The following is a 16859-nucleotide window of genomic DNA, read 5'->3' on the forward strand; positions in this document are numbered from 1 at the left end:
TTAGAAGGCGTAGGTCAAACGGGTGTAGTAGTACCCGCCGGTAAAACCGTAGGGCGAATAGGTGCCGTAGCTGGCGAGCATGGTGCTGCTCGGCACGCCTTGTTTCTTGGGGTAGAGATCGAACAGGTTCTTGGCACCGACGGCGATGTTCAGGGCTTTGGTGAGGTTGTAGCCAAGGTCGAGGTCGGTGATCCAGCGGGCGTTGTAGACTCGGTCGAGGTCACGATTGGCCGAGGAGTTGACCTCCTTGTACGACCCGTAGCGGGTCAACGCCAGGTTGAGGTTGAAACGGTCGATGCTCCAGTCGCCGCCCAGGATCAGCTTGGTATTGGGTTGCACACCGGTGATCAGGTTGCGGGCCTGTCGATCCATCAGATCGTAGGCGGTGCCCAGAATGGTGGTGGATGCCTGGTAATTGAGGATCCGGGTCTGGTTCCAGTTGAACGCCGCCGTCCATTTCAACGCACCGAATTGGCCGAGGTCCTGGTTGTAGTTGCCCACCAGGTCGAGCCCCTTGGTACGGGTGTCGGCACCGTTGATGAAGTACTGGCCGCCGGACGTGGAATTGATGCCGTTGTTCTGCAACACCTGGGTGACTTCGGGGCCGAGCAAGGTGCCGGTGAGGGTGATGCGGTCGCGCAAGTTGATCACGTAGGCATCGGCGGTGAAGTTCAGGCGGTCGGAGGGTGTGAAGGTGAAACCGAGACTGAAGTTGGTCGAGCGCTCGGGCTTGAGATCCTGCGCACCGAGGGCTTTGGCCGCCGCCGAGCCCACCGGCAATACACCGTAGTTGATCGATTGATACACACCATCAACCACCCCGTACGTGGTGGAACGCGCACTGAACAGGCTGTTGGCCAGGGACGGTGCACGAAAACCATTACTGACCGTGGCCCGCACGGCCAGTTGCGGCGTGAAATCGTAGCGGGTGGTCAACTTGCCGCTGCGGGTGGCGCCCACGCCTTCGTTGTAATGCTCATAACGAAAGGCCGTGCCGACGTACCAGTCCGGCAGCGGGTTGAACCCCACATCGACGTAACTGGCCAGGCTGTTGCGCGAGGCGCTGCTTTCTTCAGCCGGCGAAATGCCGTTGGTGACCTGGGCCCCCGACGAGGCGCAATTACCCGGCGCCACGCAGTAGCCGCCGTTGGCATAGGAGGCGTAGTCACCGGCCTGCACCTCATACGTGTCGCGTCGATGCTCGAAGCCGTAGGACAGATCGAGCGGCTTTTGCAGGCCGATATCGAAACCGCGCTTGAAGTCCAGGTTGGTGGTCAGCTCGGTGGAGATCCAGGTGCCGGAGGTAAAACTGTTCGGCGTGGCTTCACCCAGGGATGGGTTCTGGTTATGCGTGGTGCCCTGCTCCGCTTCGTTGCGCCCGTAGGTGGTGGACAAGTCCCAGTTCCACTCACCGACGCTGCCTTTGCCGCCGACGGCCGCCTGGAAATCGTCCTCGTCGATGTACCAGGTAGGCGTGTAACCGGCCGGGTAACCATTGGGCCCGGTAGTGATGGTGTTGGTGATGGTCGGCAGGCGAAAGTTCTGGCCCTGCTCGGCCTTGCGCCGCGAATAGGTGGTGAAGGAGTACAGGCTGAGGCTGTCATCAATCGGCAGCTCGGCGTTGTAGCCCAGGGTCAGCAGGTTGGTCTTGGGCGTGCCGTAGCCGCCATAAGTAGCCTTGCCCGCCAGGCCATACGCCTGCTCATAGGTGTAGCCGTTGGCGCTGGCTTTGTTGTCGTCATTCTGGCTGCGCGCATCCAGCGCCAGTTGCAGGATACCGCCGTCACCGATCTCGAAGCCTTTGTTGAGGCTTTGCTGCACGGTCTGCTTCTTGCCGTCGTAACCCTGGCCGATGTTGGTGACCGAGGTGCCGCCGGTGTCGGCCTTGAGAATCACGTTGATCACGCCGGCAATGGCATCGGATCCGTACTGGGCGGCGGCGCCGTCGCGCAGCACTTCCACATGGTCGATGGCGCTGATGGGGATCAGGTCCAGATCGGCCGGTGCCGCCCCCGTGTTGATACCGTTGATGTTCAGCGTGGCGCTGGTGTGGCGGCGCTTGCCATTGACCAGCACCAGCACCTCGGCGGCGCTCAGGCCACGTAGGTTGGGCGCACGGGCAATGCCGCTGGCGTCCCAGCCGGTTTTTTCCGGCAAGGTGAGCGACGGGATGACCGCGCTCAAGGCTTCCATCAGGCCGGGCTTGCCGGTGCTCTGCAACTGCTTGGCGCTGACCACATCGATAGGCACCGGGCTGCTGGTGACCGTACGCTGCTCGGCGCCACGGTTGCCGGTGACGACCACCGTGGTCAGGGTACTGTCGTCCTGGGCTTGTGCAGCGTTGGCCAGCATGGCCAGTGCCAGCGCGGCGGTGGGTTGCAAGACTTGTTTCATATCCACTCCAGCATTTCCAAATCGCGAAGTCGGGCAGACACGCCGTCGTGGTGACGGCGCGGTGTCAGAAGGTGTTTCGGCGGTTTGGGCTAGGTGTGGCGAGGGGGTTGAATCAGCAACATGGGTTGAGCTCCCTTCCAACGATTCGCGGCGGGCTCAGGGGTTGATCACCCTGGCATGGTGCGCGGAATCTGAATCACGCTGGGCACCATCCGGGGTCAGGGGTAGGCTGTTGAGTCCAAACATAACGGAATGGATTTCAAAAATATAATGCTGTTTTGGTATAAGCTAATATTCTCTAATTTTATTATTTATAAAAATCTTTATTCATATTAAGAATGTTTTATGGATGATCTGAGTCCTGGTGACACCCGTGTGCTTTCGCGTTCGATCAAGTGGCACTCCAACCGACTCAATCGTTGCACCTCATGTTCAACCGGCAGTACGCCGAGACTTTCCAGCACGCGGGTCGCGGCCAGAACACCTATCTCCAATGCGGGCGGCTTGATCGTACTCAGGCTGGGCAACAGCATTTCGGCGAACGGATAATCGCCGAAACCCAGGACCGCGCAGTCCTGGGGGATGTTCACACCGGCGCGCTGACCGGCGAGCAATCCACCGGCGGCCAGGTTGTCATTGGCAAAGAAGATTGCATCAGGCGGCGTGGCGTGGCGCATGAGCGCGTCCATTGCCTGCTTGCCGGCTTCGAACGGAGCGCTGCCGGCATCGGGGGTAAAGACTCTGGGCTGCACACCCAGCTCGATCAGCGTCGCGGCAAAACCTTCACCTCGCTCCATCGCACTGAAGTCACCGGTGGCGCTGTTCTGTACAAAAGCGATGCGGCGGTAGCCCTGGCCGTGCAGGTAACGCGCAGCGGTGACGCCCACTTCGTAATGGGAGAAGCCGATCTGTAACGGTTCGCGCTCGGGCACGTAATCCCAGGTTTCCACCACTGGAATATCGACGTCGGCGATCATCTTTTCGGTGCCGGCACTGTGAAAACGGCTCGTCAGCACCAGCGCCGCCGGCGACCAACCGAGGAATGCGCGCACTGCCCGTTCCTCCTGCTCGGCACTGAAGTAACTCGACGCCAACAAGAGCTGATAACCATGCTGAGCGAGGGTGTCGCTGACCCCCTGTAGAGTATTGGCGAAGATCGGCCCGGAAATATTCGGGATCACCATCGCCACGATGCGCCCTCGAGCCGACGCCAGCCCGCCAGCAACCAGGTTGGGCACGTAACCCAACTCAGCCACCACCTCGGCAATGCGTTCGCGGCGCTCCACCGAGACTTGCTCCGGCTGGTTGAAATAGCGTGACACGGTGATCGCCGACACGCCTGCCTGTCGGGCGACGGTGTTGAGGGTAACGCGCCCTGCGCCACGACGTTTACGCGGTTTCTCTTCGCTCACAAGGCCATCCTGATAAAAACCAAAAAGAATATAGGGCTAATTTTTAAATATTTGACGTTCTAAAACGCGCCCAACAATAATGCCGATGTTAGCGCTAACAAAGCGTAATGTCTGCTACTCGCTCGAGCGAATGCCAAAGACGATTTCACAGGCGTTACCGTCGTAGAACGGTAACGGTCCAGGGCATTTTTTGAGCGGGCAAAGCATGTACAACTTTCCAAGACACTCTCAACTGCTGTTTCTCGCCGGCCTCACCATGCTGCCCTTGCCGGGCGCATTTGCGGCCGACGAGCAGGAATCGACGCTCAACGCCGTGACCGTCACTGCCACTCGCCGTGAAGAATCGCTGCAGAAAGTCCCAGTGGCCGTCTCCGTGCTGGATGGCGAACAACTGGAGCGTGACAACCGCAACGGTGTGGCCAGTATCGCCCAGCAGGTACCGTCGCTGAACTTCCGCACCGGCGCCTCGAACAAGGACACCTCGCTATTCGTGCGCGGCGTGGGCACCATCTCCACCTCCCCCGGTGTCGAGCCGACGGTGGCTACGGTGATCGACGGCGTGGTCTACGCCCGCCCCGGCCAGGCCACCCTGGACTTGCTGGACCTGGAGCGCGTCGAAGTGCTGCGCGGCCCGCAAGGCACACTGTTCGGTAAAAACGCGTCGGCCGGTGTGCTGAACATCACCAGTAAAGCGCCCAGCGCCGAACCCCACGGCTATATCGACCAGTCCTGGTACAGCGGCAACGAAAGCCGCACCCGTTTCGGCATCGGCGGCAGCCTGGTGCCGGATGTGCTCAAGGGGTCGATCAGCACCTTGTTCGGCAGCTACGACGGTAATGTCGACAACAAGCATAACGGGCAAGAAGTAAACGGTTACAACCACAAGGGCATCCGCGGCAAGTTGGAATTTACCCCCAACGACGACGTGAAATTGACCCTGATCGCCGACTACATGCAGTCCCACGACGACGCGCCAAACGGCGTGGTGAGCAAGTCCCTGACCCCGGCGTTCGCCAACGCGCTGGCGCCGGTGCGCGCTTCCGGCGACAACCGCAACATCAACACCGACACCCGCAGCCATGTGGAAGACACCAACAAGGGGCTTTCGGCCCAATTGGACTGGAACCTTGGCGACTACACCCTGACCTCGATCACCGCGTGGCGCGGCTGGGATAACACTCAATACCAGGACGGTGACCGCCTGGGCACGGTGACTGCCACGTTCCCCGGCACCGCCGACAAAGGCGAGCTGGCGTTCGATCAATACTCACAGGAACTGCGCCTGGCCTCACCCAAAGGTGAGTTTCTTGAATACGTCGGTGGCCTGTTCTACATGCACGGCAAGGATGAAGAAACCTATCAGCGTACGCTGACGACTCCCTCGCGCACCGACCGTGGCGTCGCCGACTACAGCACCACCAGCGACAGCAGTGCAGTATTCGGCGAGACCACGCTGAACTTCACCTCGCGCTTTCGCGGCATCGCCGGACTGCGCTACACCCATGACGAGCTGAAATATGCTCACCGCCGTGTCTCCACCTCGGCCACCACGGTCAGCGGGATTCAACCCGCCACGTCCAGTTCGGGCTCGGTGAACGAGGATGGATGGTCCGGCCGTCTGGGCGTGCAGTACGACATCAGCGACAACCTCACCAGTTACCTGACTTACTCGCGTGGCTACAAAGGCCCGGCTTACAACGTGTTTTTCAATATGCAACCGCGTGACACCAGCGCGCTCAAGCCAGAAACCTCCAACACCTGGGAAGCCGGGGTCAAGGCCACGGCCTGGAACAACCGCCTGACGACCAACCTGGCGGTGTTTCACAGCGACTACGACAACTATCAGGCCAACTTCTTTGACACGGTTGCCGGCCAGGTCGTGACACGCTTGATCAACGCCGGCAGCGTCAGCACTGAAGGTGTCGAGCTGGATTACGCCTTGCAGGCCACCCAACAGCTCAAACTCTCCGGCGCCCTGGCGTATACCCGTGCGCGCATCGATGAATTCGCCTGCCCGGCCGGCGCAGCGGCAACCTGCAACGTCAATGGCAAGCCATTACCCTTCAGCCCGGACTGGAAAAGCTACATACGCGCCGACTACAGCATCCCGTTGGACAACGGCCTGGATATCGAACTGGGTACCGACTACAGCTGGCAGAGCGAAGTGCAGTACGACATCAGCCAGAACGTCGACACCCGACAAGGCGCCTACGGGATCTGGAATGCCAGCGTCGCCCTGGCCGACTACAGCCATGGCTGGCGCGTGGCCCTCCTCGCCAAGAACCTTGCCGACAAGTCCTACTCGCCGCTGCTGGCCAGCGGTGGCAACTACATCTACCGCGCCGTGCCCCGTGACGATGAACGTTACTTCGGCGTGCAACTGCGCAAGGACTTCTGAGCATGAGCCGTCAACTGAAGCTCGGCGCCTTTCTCATGGCCACCGGTCACCACGTCGCCGCCTGGCGTCACCCGGATGTACCGGCCAATGCCGGGCTGGATTTCGCCCAATACAAACATTTGGCACGCGTGGCCGAAGCGGCAAAATTCGATGCCTTGTTCGTGGCTGACAGCATTGCAGCGGCCACGGGCGAGATTGCCAGTCACATGGCGCGTTCGGACCATTTTGAGCCGCTGACCTTGCTGTCGGCGCTGAGTGCCGTGACCGACCACATCGGCCTGATCGCGACAGCGACCACCACGTACAACGAGCCCTACCATGTGGCGCGTAAATTCGCCTCGTTGGATCACTTGTCCAATGGGCGGGCGGGCTGGAACCTGGTGACGTCTGACGCTGCCGCCGAGGCGCAGAATTTCGGCCGCGACGAACATCTGGGCCATGCTGAGCGTTACAGTCGTGCGCGGGAATTCCATCAGGTGGTGACCGGGCTGTGGGACAGTTGGGAAGACGATGCCTTCGTGCGCGACAAGGCCAGCGGCACCTACTACGACCCGGCGAAGCGGCATGTGCTGGATCACGTCGGCGAGCACTTTCGCGTCAAAGGCCCACTGAATGTGGCGCGCTCGCCACAGGGCCAGCCCGTGATTGTGCAGGCGGGCTCGTCAGAAACCGGTCGTGAGTTGGCGGCGCAAACCGCCGAGGTGGTGTTTACCGCGCAGACGTCACTGGAACAGGCCCAGGCATTTTACGCCGACCTCAAAGGGCGCCTGGAAAGCTACGGGCGCGCGCAGGATTCGCTGAAAATCATGCCGGGCATGTTTGTCGTGGTCGGGCAGACCGAAGCCCAGGCGCAGGCGAAATTCGAGGCATTCCAGGCGCTGGTCGAGCCGCAAGTCGGCGTGGCATTACTGGGGCGCATGCTGGGCAATTTTGACCTGTCGGGCTACCCCCTCGACGGGCCACTACCCGAACTGCCCTTGACCGACAGCGGCCAGCGCAGCCGTCAGCAACTGCTCAGCGAGCTGGCCAGTCGCGAGCACCTGACCCTGGCGCAACTGGGCCGGCGCATTGCCGGTGGCCGCGGGCATTACAGCGTGATTGGCACACCTGTGCAGATCGCCGATGAGCTGCAGCGCTGGTTCGAAAACAACGCGGCCGATGGTTTCAATATCCTGGTACCGCACCTGCCGGGCGGGCTTGAAGATTTCGCCCGGTGGGTGGTGCCCGAACTGCAACGGCGTGGCCTTTTCCGCACCGAATACACCGGCGCTACCCTGCGTGAAAACCTCGGTTTGGCGCGCCCTGCCAATCGTTTTGAAAGGACCTGACATGGGGATTTGTCTGCCGGAACCGCCTGCTGCCTAAAGCCATTGAAGTCAAAAACGCTGTCGATGGCGGCATTCGTGGATGAGATGGCTTTGCTGAAAAAATTCCGTCACCCAAGGCCGAGCACCTTGATCGCATTCTCTTTCAGAATCAAAGCATGGACTTCCTCTTTAAAACCGGCCTGGGTGAAATCCTTCATCCAGCGATCCGGGGTAATCAACGGATAGTCAGAACCAAACAACATCTTATGTTTCAGCAAGGTATTGGCGTACTGCACCAACTGAGGTGGGAAGTACTTGGGCGACCAACCCGACAGGTCGATGTAGACATTCGGTTTGTGCAGGCACACCGACAGTGCCTCATCCTGCCAAGGCCATGAGGGGTGCGCCAGGATGATTTTCATCTCGGGGAAGTCCGCTGCGACATCGTCCAGGTGCATAGGGTTGGAGTACTTCAAGCGCAACCCTCCTCCCCCCGGCATGCCACTGCCGACACCTGAATGGCCACTGTGGAAAATGGCCGGCAAGCCAGACTCCGCAATGACCTCGTACAGTTGATAGGCCATGCGATCATTCGGGAAAAAACCCTGGCAGGTCGGATGAAACTTGAACCCTTTGATACCGAAATCCTCGATCAGACGGCGCATTTCCCGAACCCCCATTTTTCCTTTATGGGGATCCACACTGGCGAACGCCATCATCATGTCAGCGTTGTCCTGAGCGGCGCGAGCCACCTCTTCGTTGGGCACCCGCCTGCGCCCGATCTCGAATTCCCAGTCGACGGTGAACATCACCAGGCCGAGCTTGCGCTCACGGTAATAAGCAATGGTTTCGTCGATGGAGGGTGGTGAACCCGATTTGAAGTATTTCCGTTTGGCGTCTTCGAACTCGATGCGATAGTCATCATCCGGTTCATGACAGGAGAACTCGGCATGGGTGTGCACATCGATAGCGACCAGATCGGCGATGTTCATTTCAGCTCCTTCAACAGTCAGGCAAACGGCAAGCTAGCGGCGAACATTCGCCAGTTGCCGATCCGGATCGATACCGGCGTGCGGCGCCTCGGTTTTTTTGGCGCGTCTACCGTTTTTGTTGAGGCGAAATTAGCCTTCCAAATTAGTTATGTCAATTAATTGTTTTCTACCGAAGAGCAAACCGACTGACTCGCCTTGACTCCGACCCCCCTCCTCAAAACCTCGTAAATCTTGCAATAATAGGCGACATCAGATCATTAAAAATCAGGCTGACTTAACATTGACGAGGCTGTTTCCGACATCTAAAACCGACAACTAGTTAATTAAATAAACCAAATAAAGGGCCCAGCGTTCATCTCCCGGGAGGGCAGCGGCTGCGACGCCTACCGCGAATGGCAAGTTTACGCCTGACCCGACCAAGCTCTCGTGCCAAACTCCAGCGACTCCTAAACCACAAACGGTGTTGAAATGGTGCGTTTGCTTGCTGTCTCGGGAAGTCTGCGTCAGGCCTCTTCCAACTCAATTTTGTTACGAGCAGCGGAGCGTCTCTGCCCCGAAGGGATATTGATCACGCATTACGAAGGCATCGGAGAATTGCCACACTTCAACCCGGACCTGCTCGAAGATCCCCCCGAGACCATCATGGCGCTACGCTCAATTATCGGGCAGGCGGATGGGCTTTTGTTTTCATGCCCCGAGTACGCCAGGGGTATTCCCGGCGCCTTCAAAAACATGCTCGATTGGCTCGTCAGCAGTGAAGAGTTCCCAGGCAAGCCCGTCGCACTTTTCAACGCTTCCCCCAGGGCCAGCCACGCGCAAGCCGCATTGCGGCTGGTCTTGGATACGATGTCAGCCCGCATCGTCGAGGAAGCGTCAATTACCGTTAACCTGCTGTCCAGCCAGTTGAGCGCCGAGGGCATCATCACCGATCCGGTGATGGGGCCACTGATGGGGACTGCGCTCGACGCGTTTAAACGGCACCTCGACAATCAAAACCTTATGGCCTGCTGATGAGGGTGTGGTGCCAGCGATTCAGCCGATATCGACATTCATGGCGATGTCCCAGGTGCCGGCGCCGTTTTTAGCCAAGCCGATCATCATCAGGCCGAGCCACTCGAGCGTCTGGGCCATCTGCAGGCCGCCAACATCCAACGGACGCAGCCCTAGACTCTCGAGGAAGGTCGAGACGCGCGCCTTGGCATCCGCATCGTCCGCCGCGATGAATGCGTCGAGGCGCTCATCCTTCACCAGTACATGGCCGAAAAGGGTATTGAACGCCTTGACGACATGCGCGCTGGCCGGAGCCCCCTTGGCGATCTCCTGCGCACCGGAACTGCCGTGGGGAGTAACGAGGCCCAAGAGATCGGGAGCGACCGGGTTGGTGATATCGATGATCACCTTACCATCGAGCGCTTGCCCAAAATCGGCCAGCACGGCAACCGCACTGGTGTACGGTACGGCGAGAATAACGATGCTGCCCGTCGGAGTGGCACCGTAAGCCCCTGTGATCGCTCCAGATGCGAGCTTGTCGACAAGCGCCTGCGCCTTGGCGGAGTCGCGGCTGACAATCTCGACGGTGTGTCCGGCCCTGGCGATACGGCCGCCAACAGCCGCTGCCATGCCTCCCGAACCGATGATGCTGATCGTGCTCATTGCAGTCTCCGTTTGAAATCGGGGCGTTTTTCATTGCCTGTGGACGGGTTACACCGTCACCTCATCAGGCGGCCGGAAAGTAATGACCGCTATCAAGGTCGGCGAAGAGTCCGGGTTGGGTCGGTTCCCAACCAAGCACCCGCCGGGTGATAGCGTTCGATGTCGGGGTATCCAGCGTGACCAGATTCGCAAGGAATCCGAAGTATCCGGGTAACATCAGCACGTCAGAGGGGATAGACACGGCCGGCAGATTCAACCGGCTGGCTATAGCTTCAGCGATCTGGCGATACGGGATAGCCAGGTCGGCGATTGCATGCCAGCTTCTGCCCGCCGCACCTTTTTCCAGCGCCAGGCGAAACACACTGGCAAGATCACGGGCATGCACGGCCCCCCAACGGTTGGCCCCCTCTCCCGGGTAGCCGACGACACCCTTTTCCTTGGCCAGCCCGATCAACAGCGGAAGGAAGCCCGCGTTATCGGTGGAGCTGTGCATGATCTCAGGGATCCGCACGATAGAAGACCGTATGCCCTTTTCGGCGAGACTGATCACCGTGGTTTCCACGATGTTCCGAACACGCAGAGTGTTCTTGTACGGGGCGCCGCCAGGCAGCGGCGGATCCTCCTCGGTGGCCGGCCGGCCCAAGCCTTCCCATCCGGGCGAGCCGACGCTTCCAGACACGACCAACGGTTTTCCGCTTCCGGCCAATGCTTCGCCATAGGCGAGCATGATCTCCAGCTCTGCGGCCGCAACAGCGTTGATCCCTCCAGTTGGAATCAGATCCTGCCGATGCGCGAGGTGAATGACGCCGTCCGCGGCCGCGGCCGCGTCCTTGAGCCCGTCGAGATCCTCAAGATTGCCGCGATGTACCTTGGCGCCAAGCGCAGCAGCCTCCGCTGCAGCCGTGTCGGACCGAGCCAGGGCAGTGACTTCATGCCCGGCGGCGATAAGGTCGGTGATGATGTACGGACCGGAATGACCGGTGCCTCCGGTAACAAAAACATGCATATGAGAGCTCCTCGTGGGTGATGGGGGACGGGAAGGCGCTATTGCGTCCAAGGCTGCTGGTGCAATCCAGCGAATCACTCAACGTGGGATCCATGCTGATCACTTTGCTTGCAAAAAACAAGTGATATAGAGAAATTTACTTGTTCCATGCAAGTGATGCTAAGATTCAGACATGAAGACAACTCTTAAAGAAGACCTCCGGTCGCATTGCGCAGTGAACTACGGCGTGGAGATTTTCGGCGACCGGTGGTCGCTCTTGATCATTCGCGACATCATTTTTGTTGGAAAGAAGACGTATGGAGACTTCCTGAAATCGGAAGAGGGAATTGCGACCAACGTCCTTGCTTCCCGACTCGCCTTTCTGGAAGAGCAAGGCGTTCTCTCGAAAGCGCCCAGTCCCGACGACAGACGTAAAGACTTTTACACCCTGACCGAGAAAGGCCTGGACCTCATCCCCATTGTGATCAGCATTGTGCTTTGGAGCGCGAAGCATGATTCGAAGTCGTACGTGCGACGACGCAAGGATTTTGTTGCTCGATTAAGTCAAGACCCGATGCAGGTGAGCGAGGAAGTGAAGGCATTGGTTCGTAATGGCGGATGCATCTTTCCCCAGAGCGGGGGATGACCAAGGTAGTAAACGCGCCCTGCCATAGGGCAATTAGTACGTGTCCGATCGTATAAGTTGTGGCCTATCAGCGAGGATCGGAAGCCGGCGGTGCCCTCTCTTTAATCAGACTGTGGCTGCCCTTCTACACGAGGGAGATCGCGTCAAAGTGCCGATCACGATCCATCAACCGAAGATCAAGTCGTTAAAGATCAACTGGTCCAGCTGCTGCAGCTGATTATGGAGGTAAACGGGTGTGAGCGACGGCTTCACGTGGGCCGGCGCTGAGCATTTTGAGGAGGGACGCAGATGCCCCCCGCAAATTCCCCACGCATGAAAAAGCCCAACTCGCTAGAGTTGGGCTAAGTCATTGAAAAATATGGTCGGGACGGAGTGATTCGAACACTCGACCCCTAGCACCCCATGCTAGTGCGCTACCGGACTGCGCTACGCCCCGACTAGGCGTGTTACTGGGTTCGCTTCGCAACGAAGCGATGAGGAATATACCGCAAGCTTTTGAAATGTGGAAGTATTTTAAAAGCCGGAATTACTTCTTCAAAACTACCAGCACATCTTCGAGTTCGGAGATCATCTGGCGGATCAGTTGCTTGTATTGGGTGGTGTCGTCTTTGGCTTCATCACCGGACATACGCTGACGCGCGCCGCTGATGGTGAACCCCTGGTCGTACAGCAAGGCACGGATCTGTCGGATCATCAGCACGTCCTGGCGCTGATAATACCGACGGTTCCCGGTGCGTTTGACGGGGTTGAGTTGAGGAAACTCCTGCTCCCAATAGCGCAACACGTGCGGTTTTACCGCACAGAGCTCGCTGACTTCACCAATGGTGAAGTAGCGTTTGCCAGGGATGACGGGTAGCTCGTCGTTATGACTTGGTTCCAGCATAAGCCTCAACTCGGGCCTTCAACTTCTGCCCTGGACGAAAGGTGACCACACGGCGAGCCGTGATCGGGATTTCTTCTCCCGTTTTTGGATTGCGGCCAGGCCGCTGGCGTTTGTCCCGCAGGTCAAAATTGCCGAAACCGGACAGCTTGACCTGCTCATTGTCTTCCAGAGCGTGCCTGATTTCTTCAAAAAACAGCTCGACCAATTCCTTGGCCTCGCGCTTGTTCAGACCCAGCTCTTCGTACAGACGTTCCGCCATCTCAGCTTTCGTCAAAGCCCCCATACGTCACTTCCTTAACGTGGCGTTCAACCTTTGTTCGAGCGAGGTGAGGATATTTTGTGTCGTGGTATTCACCTCATCGTCATTAAGAGTGCGCGATGGATGCTGCCAGGTCAAGCCAACTGCAAGGCTTTTTCTATGCGGATCAATACCTTTACCCTGATAGACGTCAAATAGCCTGAGGTCTGTCAGCCATTCCCCTGCATTTTCACGGATTACATCCAGAACGGCAGTGGCGGCGACTTCACGGTCAGCGATCAGGGCCAGGTCGCGACGCACTTCAGGGAAGCGCGACAACTCGCTGAATTTAGGCATTTTGCCCGAAGCCACTTCAGCCAGGACCAGCTCGAACACGAAGACCGGACGATCAAGGCCCAGGGTTTTCGACAGCTCGGGGTGAATGGCACCCAGGAAGCCCACCAGGCGCCCTTCTCGCTCGATGCGCGCGGTCTGGCCTGGGTGCAACGCCGGGTGGCTGCCTGGCACGAACGTAAAGTCGTCCAGTGCACCGGCGAAGCCCAATACCGCTTCCACATCAGCTTTAACGTCGAAGAAGTCCACGGCATCGCGGCCTTGCGCCCAGCCTTCCGGCAAGCGACTACCGCAGACGACACCGGCCAGCATCGGCTCTTGCTTCAGCCCGTCCAGTTGCCCCACAAACCGCAAGCCGCTTTCAAACATGCGCACGCGATCTTGCTGACGGTTCAGGTTGTGCGAAAGTGCTTTCACCAGACCCGGCCACAGCGACGAACGCATGGCCGCCATGTCGTTGGAGATCGGGTTTGCCAGCAGCAGCGGTTCAACACCTGGGTTGAACAGTTCGAACTGTTTCGGATCGATGAAGCTGTAGGTCACCGCCTCCTGATAGCCACGGGCGACCAGCAGACGACGCAGCTCAGGCAGGTGCGCACGCGCCTCGGCCTTGGGTTGTGGCGCCAGGCGTGCTTGCGGATAACGAACCGGCAAGCGGTTGTAACCGTACAGGCGGGCCAGTTCTTCGATCAGGTCAACTTCCAGGCTGATATCGAAGCGATGGCTCGGCACTTCAACGCGCCACTGGCCTTCCCCACTAGAGGAAATGCCCAGGCCGAGGGCCGACAACAGTTGCTCGATTTCAGCGGGGTCAATGACCAGGCCAAGCATCTGTTCAACGCTTTTGGCACGCAGGGTGATCGGCGCAACGGACGGCAGGTGCTGCTCACTGACGGTTTCAGTGATCGGACCGGCTTCGCCACCGGTGATTTCCAGCAGCAGGCCAGTAGCACGCTCCATGGCTTCACGGGCCAGCTTCCAGTCCACGCCACGCTCGTAGCGATGCGAAGCGTCGGTGTGCAGGCCGTAGGAACGCGCCTTGCCAGCGATAGCAATCTGATCGAAGAACGCGCTTTCCAGGAAAACATCGCGAGTGGTCGCAGATACGCCGCTGTGCTCGCCCCCCATCACGCCGGCAATCGCCAGGGCGCGGGAATGGTCAGCGATGACCAGGGTATCGGCGCGCAGGGCAACTTCCTGGCCGTCGAGCAGAACCAGCTTTTCGCCTTCCTCAGCCATGCGTACGCGGATACCACCGTTGATTTCGGCGAGATCGAAGGCGTGCAGCGGCTGGCCCAACTCCAGCATCACGTAGTTGGTGATGTCGACGGCAGCATCAATACTGCGCACGTCGGCACGGCGCAGACGCTCAACCATCCACAACGGGGTTGGCTTGGACAGGTCGACGTTACGGACCACGCGCCCCAGGTAACGTGGGCAAGCGTTTGGCGCCAGCACTTCAATGGAACGCACTTCGTCGTGCACTGCCGCTACCGGGGTTACAACCGGGCGCGTGACGGGTGCGTTGTACAACGCGCCGACTTCACGCGCCAGGCCCGCCAGGGACAGGCAGTCGCCACGGTTCGGAGTCAGGTCGACCTCGATGCTGGCATCTTCCAGCTCCAGGTAAACGCGGATGTCCTGGCCCACCGGCGCATCAGCCGGCAGTTCCATCAGGCCATCATTGCCCTCGCCCACCTGCAGTTCAGCCTGGGAGCACAGCATGCCGTTGGACTCGACACCGCGCAGCTTGGCCTTCTTGATCTTGAAGTCGCCTGGCAATTGAGCACCGATCATCGCGAACGGAATCTTCAGGCCCGGGCGCACATTCGGTGCCCCGCACACGACCTGGAAGGTTTCGGCGCCATTGCTGACCTGGCACACACGCAATTTATCGGCGTCGGGATGCTGCTCGGTGCTCAACACCTCGCCCACCACCACGCCGCTGAAAACACCGGCGGCCGGCGTCACACTATCGACCTCAAGGCCGGCCATCGACAGACGGGCAACCAGCTCGTCGCGATCTACCTGCGGGCTTACCCAGCCACGCAGCCATTGTTCACTGAATTTCATCCTGCTCTCCTAAAGATTCGTTACGACTAGCGAAATTGCGCGAGGAACCGCAAGTCGTTGTCGAAGAACAGACGCAAGTCGTTCACGCCGTAACGCAGCATGGCCAGACGCTCAACGCCCATGCCGAAGGCAAAGCCCGAGAACTCTTCCGGGTCGATCCCGGACATACGCAGCACGTTAGGGTGCACCATGCCGCAGCCCATCACTTCCAGCCAGCCGGTCTGCTTGCAGACGCGGCAGCCTTTACCACTGCACATCACGCATTCCATATCAACTTCGGCGGATGGCTCTGTGAACGGGAAGAACGAAGGACGGAAGCGCACCGCCAGCTCTTTCTCGAAGAACACCCGCAGGAACTCTTCGATAGTGCCTTTGAGGTCGGCGAAATTGATGTCGCGATCGACCAGCAGGCCTTCGACCTGGTGGAACATCGGCGAGTGGGTGATATCCGAGTCGCTACGGTACACACGGCCTGGGCAGACGATGCGGATCGGCGGTTTGTTCGCTTCCATGGTGCGGACCTGTACCGGCGAGGTATGGGTGCGCAACAGCATGTTCGCGTTGAAATAGAAGGTGTCGTGCATCGACCGGGCCGGGTGATGGCCTGGGATGTTGAGCGCCTCGAAGTTGTGATAGTCGTCTTCGACCTCAGGACCTTCGGCAATGCCGTAGCCGATATGGGTGAAGAACTGTTCGATACGTTCCAGAGTCCGGGTGATCGGATGCAGACCGCCCGAGGCCTGGCCACGGCCAGGCAAGGTTACGTCAATGGACTCGGCCGCGAGCTTGGCTGCAAGGTCAGCCTCTTCGAGCGACGCCTTGCGCGCATTGAGAACCTCTGTGACACGCTCCTTGGCGACGTTGATCAGCGCTCCGACTTGTGGGCGCTCTTCAGCCGGCAAATTTCCCAGGGTCTTCATCACCTGAGTCAATTCACCCTTTTTGCCAAGGTAGTGAACCCGGATTTGCTCCAGGGCATTGATATCTTCAGCGCTTTGCACAGCCTCAAGAGCTTGAGCGACGAGCGCGTCCAGGTTTTCCATGTACAGACTCCAGATACAAAATAGGGGAAGAGCTTGAAGGCTCTTCCCCTATTTAAGACGTTTACCACCTTGGGCTGCAGGAGCAGCCCAGGGTGACTGTCGGGGGTACTTAAGCCAAGGTGGCTTTAGCTTTCTCGACAATCGCAGCAAACACCGCTTTTTCGTTCACGGCCAGTTCAGCCAGAACCTTACGGTCGATTTCGATGGACGCTTTTTTCAGGCCAGCGATGAAACGGCTGTAGGACAGACCGTTAACACGAGCACCAGCATTGATACGAGCGATCCACAGAGCGCGGAACTGACGTTTTTTCTGACGACGGTCACGGTAGGCGTATTGGCCTGCCTTGATTACCGCTTGCTTGGCAACACGGAATACGCGTGAACGCGCGCCGTAGTAGCCTTTAGCAAGTTTCAGAATTTTTTTGTGACGCTTACGGGCAATGACGCCACGCTTTACACGAGCCATGAGTTACTTCCTCTA

Annotated in this window: 15 protein-coding genes and 1 tRNA gene; 5 read left to right on the forward strand and 11 right to left on the reverse strand. The window is 59.0% G+C overall.

Annotated elements, in window-relative coordinates; genetic code table 11:
* Both DK870_RS17740 and DK870_RS17745 read right to left on the reverse strand, forming a co-directional pair.
* A complete protein-coding gene (locus DK870_RS17740) occupies window positions 1-2394 on the reverse strand; it encodes a TonB-dependent siderophore receptor (RefSeq protein WP_161549278.1) in 2394 nt (797 codons plus the stop codon).
* Between the two features lie 332 nt (window positions 2395-2726).
* Window positions 2727-3806: a LacI family DNA-binding transcriptional regulator gene (locus DK870_RS17745; RefSeq protein WP_161549279.1), complete on the reverse strand. Its 1080-nt coding sequence runs from the start codon at window positions 3804-3806 to the stop codon at window positions 2727-2729.
* A 205-nt stretch (window positions 3807-4011) separates the two neighbouring features.
* Here DK870_RS17745 and DK870_RS17750 point away from each other — a divergent pair, with 205 nt between their 5' ends.
* Complete coding sequence (locus DK870_RS17750) at window positions 4012-6204, forward strand: TonB-dependent receptor (RefSeq protein ID WP_161549280.1); 2193 nt, start codon at window positions 4012-4014, stop codon at window positions 6202-6204.
* A 2-nt stretch (window positions 6205-6206) separates the two neighbouring features.
* Complete coding sequence (locus DK870_RS17755) at window positions 6207-7532, forward strand: LLM class flavin-dependent oxidoreductase (protein ID WP_161549281.1); 1326 nt, start codon at window positions 6207-6209, stop codon at window positions 7530-7532.
* Window positions 7533-7639: 107 nt separating this feature from the next.
* Here DK870_RS17755 and DK870_RS17760 read toward each other — a convergent pair whose 3' ends face one another.
* Window positions 7640-8503, reverse strand: coding sequence for an amidohydrolase family protein (locus DK870_RS17760; RefSeq protein WP_161549282.1), 864 nt, complete (start codon window positions 8501-8503; stop codon window positions 7640-7642).
* On the opposite strand from DK870_RS17760, the gene DK870_RS17765 reads away from it, so the two are divergent.
* Together DK870_RS17765 and DK870_RS17770 are read left to right on the forward strand one after the other, a co-directional pair.
* Window positions 8462-8662, forward strand: a complete 201-nt coding sequence (locus DK870_RS17765) for a hypothetical protein (RefSeq protein ID WP_161549283.1) — start codon at window positions 8462-8464, stop codon at window positions 8660-8662. The two genes, DK870_RS17760 and DK870_RS17765, sit on opposite strands and share 42 nt — an antisense overlap.
* A 309-nt stretch (window positions 8663-8971) precedes the next feature.
* Complete coding sequence (locus DK870_RS17770; protein ID WP_161549284.1) at window positions 8972-9514, forward strand: NADPH-dependent FMN reductase; 543 nt, start codon at window positions 8972-8974, stop codon at window positions 9512-9514.
* A gap of 21 nt (window positions 9515-9535) precedes the next feature.
* On the opposite strand, the gene DK870_RS17775 is transcribed toward DK870_RS17770, so the two are convergent.
* Both DK870_RS17775 and DK870_RS17780 read right to left on the reverse strand, forming a co-directional pair.
* Window positions 9536-10156 carry an NADPH-dependent F420 reductase gene (locus DK870_RS17775; RefSeq protein WP_161549285.1) on the reverse strand — a complete coding sequence of 207 codons (621 nt, stop codon included), beginning with the start codon at window positions 10154-10156 and terminating at the stop codon, window positions 9536-9538.
* A gap of 64 nt (window positions 10157-10220) precedes the next feature.
* Window positions 10221-11162 carry an SDR family oxidoreductase gene (locus tag DK870_RS17780; protein ID WP_161549286.1) on the reverse strand — a complete coding sequence of 314 codons (942 nt, stop codon included), beginning with the start codon at window positions 11160-11162 and terminating at the stop codon, window positions 10221-10223.
* A 172-nt stretch (window positions 11163-11334) separates the two neighbouring features.
* On the opposite strand from DK870_RS17780, the gene DK870_RS17785 reads away from it, so the two are divergent.
* Window positions 11335-11787 (forward strand): helix-turn-helix domain-containing protein, encoded by a 453-nt coding sequence (locus DK870_RS17785; RefSeq protein WP_161549287.1) that lies wholly within the window; start codon window positions 11335-11337, stop codon window positions 11785-11787.
* A gap of 359 nt (window positions 11788-12146) precedes the next feature.
* Here DK870_RS17785 and DK870_RS17790 read toward each other — a convergent pair.
* The 6 genes from DK870_RS17790 to rplT all read right to left on the reverse strand — a co-directional run bounded on the left by DK870_RS17790 (window position 12147) and on the right by rplT (window position 16844).
* Window positions 12147-12223, reverse strand: a tRNA-Pro gene (locus tag DK870_RS17790).
* Window positions 12224-12313: 90 nt separating this feature from the next.
* Window positions 12314-12670, reverse strand: coding sequence for a MerR family transcriptional regulator (locus tag DK870_RS17795; RefSeq protein ID WP_003174972.1), 357 nt, complete (start codon window positions 12668-12670; stop codon window positions 12314-12316).
* Window positions 12651-12953 (reverse strand): integration host factor subunit alpha, encoded by a 303-nt coding sequence (gene ihfA / locus DK870_RS17800; protein WP_002553164.1) that lies wholly within the window; start codon window positions 12951-12953, stop codon window positions 12651-12653. Before ihfA ends, DK870_RS17795 begins: the two co-directional genes overlap by 20 nt.
* Before the next feature lie 3 nt (window positions 12954-12956).
* The gene (pheT, locus tag DK870_RS17805) at window positions 12957-15335 is read right to left on the reverse strand and encodes a phenylalanine--tRNA ligase subunit beta (protein WP_161549288.1); all 2379 of its coding nucleotides are present in this window, start codon (window positions 15333-15335) and stop codon (window positions 12957-12959) included.
* A 26-nt stretch (window positions 15336-15361) separates the two neighbouring features.
* Window positions 15362-16378 (reverse strand): phenylalanine--tRNA ligase subunit alpha, encoded by a 1017-nt coding sequence (pheS, locus tag DK870_RS17810; RefSeq protein WP_034099107.1) that lies wholly within the window; start codon window positions 16376-16378, stop codon window positions 15362-15364.
* 109 nt (window positions 16379-16487) lie between these two features.
* Window positions 16488-16844 (reverse strand): 50S ribosomal protein L20, encoded by a 357-nt coding sequence (rplT, locus tag DK870_RS17815; RefSeq protein ID WP_003174975.1) that lies wholly within the window; start codon window positions 16842-16844, stop codon window positions 16488-16490.
* Between the last annotated feature and the right edge of the window lie 15 nt (window positions 16845-16859).

This window comes from Pseudomonas sp. Q1 (assembly GCF_009935975.1).
GTDB classification, from domain to species: Bacteria; Pseudomonadota; Gammaproteobacteria; order Pseudomonadales; family Pseudomonadaceae; genus Aquipseudomonas; species Aquipseudomonas palleroniana.